Source organism: Rubrivirga sp., assembly GCF_049648075.1.
Taxonomy (GTDB): Bacteria; Bacteroidota; Rhodothermia; order Rhodothermales; family Rubricoccaceae; genus Rubrivirga.
Map to the genome: position 1 here is coordinate 1 of NZ_JBARYR010000285.1, position 2,711 is coordinate 2,711.

The 2,711-nt window shown below is 70.2% G+C and carries 5 protein-coding genes; all 5 read left to right on the forward strand.

Features of this window, described 5'->3' with window-relative positions; translation table 11 throughout:
- Positions 1–267 (forward strand): TonB-dependent receptor (locus WBA11_RS08560; protein ID WP_424520280.1); only part of this gene is annotated, 267 nt, incomplete at its 5' end.
- A gap of 121 nt (positions 268–388) precedes the next feature.
- A complete protein-coding gene (locus WBA11_RS08565) occupies positions 389–982 on the forward strand; it encodes a DUF2911 domain-containing protein (RefSeq protein ID WP_424520281.1) in 594 nt (197 codons plus the stop codon).
- Complete coding sequence (locus tag WBA11_RS08570) at positions 979–1,560, forward strand: SCO family protein (RefSeq protein WP_424520282.1); 582 nt, start codon at positions 979–981, stop codon at positions 1,558–1,560. The genes WBA11_RS08565 and WBA11_RS08570 overlap by 4 nt, the downstream gene beginning before the upstream one ends.
- A 5-nt stretch (positions 1,561–1,565) precedes the next feature.
- Positions 1,566–2,060, forward strand: a complete 495-nt coding sequence (locus WBA11_RS08575) for a copper chaperone PCu(A)C (protein ID WP_424520283.1) — start codon at positions 1,566–1,568, stop codon at positions 2,058–2,060.
- 196 nt (positions 2,061–2,256) lie between these two features.
- A partial coding sequence (locus tag WBA11_RS08580; RefSeq protein ID WP_424520284.1) for a cation:proton antiporter occupies positions 2,257–2,711 on the forward strand: 455 nt, incomplete at its 3' end.

Genomic DNA, 2,711 nt, shown 5'->3' on the forward strand with positions numbered 1-2,711 from the left:
GGCGGCGCGCTCTTCGGCGAGGTCGAGGGACGCTGGGCGCTGGCCCAGAACAGGGTCTCTCGGTTCACCTTCGGCGAGCGGCCGACGGACGGGTTCGCCGTGTTCGCCGTCCGCGGCGGATGGCGGCCGGCAGGCGCGCTCTCGGGCCTACGCGTCCAGGCCGGCGTCGAGAACCTGCTCGACGCGCGCTACCAAGAGCACCTCGCCATCGAGGACCTGGCCGCCCGCGGGCGGAGCGCCTACGTCTCGCTCGGCTTCGACCTCTAGCTATGTCACCGGCGGGTTCTGACGCGGCAGGCTAGAGCGTGACGTTCTCAAACCGTGGTGAGCGAATCCCGTCTGCTCGGCCGTTTAGCCGCTCGCTCCGTCCCTCCCTTCCTCCCTGAAAATGCGAGTTCTCTTCCTGTTCGCCCTGCTCGCCGGTGCGGCCCACGCCCAGCACAACCACGGCACCGCCGCGAACGTCGACGGCCTCGAGGTCGCCGAGACGTTCGTGGTCACCGGTCTTCGCTTGGACGAGACCGACCCGCCGCCCGGCAGCGGCGTCGGCCGCGCGGGGCTGCGGTATGGCGACGGCGGCTACGTCTCCGTCGTCCACGGCAAACCCTTCGTCCGGGGCCGCGTTGTCTGGGGCGGACTCGTCGCCGACGGACAGGTCTGGGCCGCCGGCGCCCACCAAGCGACCGAACTGGTCACGACGGTCGCCCTCGAGGTCGGCGGCACCCGCCTCGAGCCCGGCGCGTACAGCCTGTTCGTGACGCCGACCGGCGACCGCTGGACGTTGCACGTCAACACCACGCTCGGCATGCACCTGGCCGACGAGTACGACCCCGCGCTCGACGTCGTCGCCCTCGAGGTCGCACCGCGCAGCCTCGAGGACGTCGTCGAGAGCCTGACGTGGTCGTTCGCCGACGACGGCTCGGCACTGGTCCTGTCATGGGACCGCCGCTCGGCGGCCTTCCCGATCTCCCGATTGCCATGAGACTCCTCCTCTTCACCCTGTCCCTGACGCTCGTCGCCTGCGAGTCTCGTCCTGAACACCTCGCCGTCGAGGACGACCTGGCCGACCTCGAGGCGGGGCTCGTCGACCAGGACTCGGCCGCGTTCTCGTTCCCGTCCGACCTCGAGGGCGGCATCGCCTACGTGACGGCGGTCTACACGAACTGCCCCGACGTCTGCCCGATGACGATGGCCCAGACCCAGAAGGTGCGCCAAGCGCTGGGGCCGGACGCGAGCCGCGTCCAGTTCGTCGCGCTCACGTTCGACCCCGCGCGAGACACGCCGACGGCTCTCCGCAAGTACGCGGAGTCGTGGGACCTCGACCCGAGTTGGACCCTGGCGACCGGCGATTCGACGACGGTCACGGCCTTGATGGACCGGATCGGCGTCCGCGTTCAGGAGTCGCGCCGGGACACCTTTGCCGATGGGCGCGTGTACTACGCGCTCAGCCACACCGATAAGGCGCTGCTCTTGGACGCCCAAGGCAACGTGGTCGAGACCTACGGCGGGAGCGCGGCCCCGCCCGAGATGGTCGCCGAAGACGTCCGCGCCCTCCTCTAAGCACCATGCGCTTTTTCCTCCTGCTCGCCTCGCTCGTCGTCCTGACGGCCTGCGAAGACCCCTCCCCCGTCGACGGCCCCGACCCGTCCGAGCCCGCCCGAGCGGACATCCCCGACACTCCCATCGCGCTTCCCGACGCGTTCGGCCTCGAGGACGCGTTCGCGCGCGCGGCGCCGGCCGGCGGCGTCTCGGCCATGTTCATGGACGTCTTGAACGGGACGTCGCTCGCCGACACCATCCTGGCCGTCCGCGTCGAGGGCGTCGGCCGGACCGAGATCCACCGGACGCAGGAGAACGCCGACGGCCTGAGCGAGATGGTCCCCGTCGAGGGCGGCATTCCGGTCCCGGCCAACTCCACGGTCATACTCGAGCCCGGTGGCTTGCACGTCATGCTCTACGACTTCGAGGGCGACCTGTCCGAGGGCGACCTGCTCGACGTCACGCTCGAGCTCTCGAGCCGCGAGCAGATGACGACCGTCGTCCCGGTCCAGGGCCTCTAACCGCCGGTCCGCGCCCCACGCCGACCTCGAGTCCGCTTGGCCGCGATAGCGGTCCGGGCTGACCGTCCTCGAGGTCGAGCCGTTGAGGTGGCACCGGCCCTCCACGTGAGAGGCACGCCGCTGGTGCCCCTCCGACGGCCTCGAGACCGGGAGCACGGAGCGCAGGGCGGAGTAGATCGAGGAAAGCCCTTGCTCTATGCCCTTCGTCCTGGCGGCCGGCGCCGTCCCCCCGTTTCTCGTCGAGGTCGTCGCGATCGTCCTCGCGGCAGCCGTCGTCGCCTACATCAGCCAGCGGCTCGGGCTCGTTCCCATCGTCGGCTTCCTGCTGGCCGGCGTCGTCATCGGCCCGAGCGCGCTCGGACTGGTCACCGATCAAGAGCTGATCGACGCCGCGGCCGAGGTCGGCGTGCTGCTGCTTCTGTTCACGATCGGCATCGAGTTCTCGCTCGACAAGCTGGCCCGGATCAAGCGGCTGATCTTTGTCGGGGGCGGACTCCAAGTCGGGCTCACGACGGGCCTGGTGGCCGGGCTCTGCATCGCGTTCGGCATCGACTGGCGGCCGGCCGTCTTCACGGGCTTCCTGGTGGCGCTGTCCTCGACGGCGATCGTAATCAAGCTGCTCGGCGACCGTGGCGAGACGAACTCCGAAGT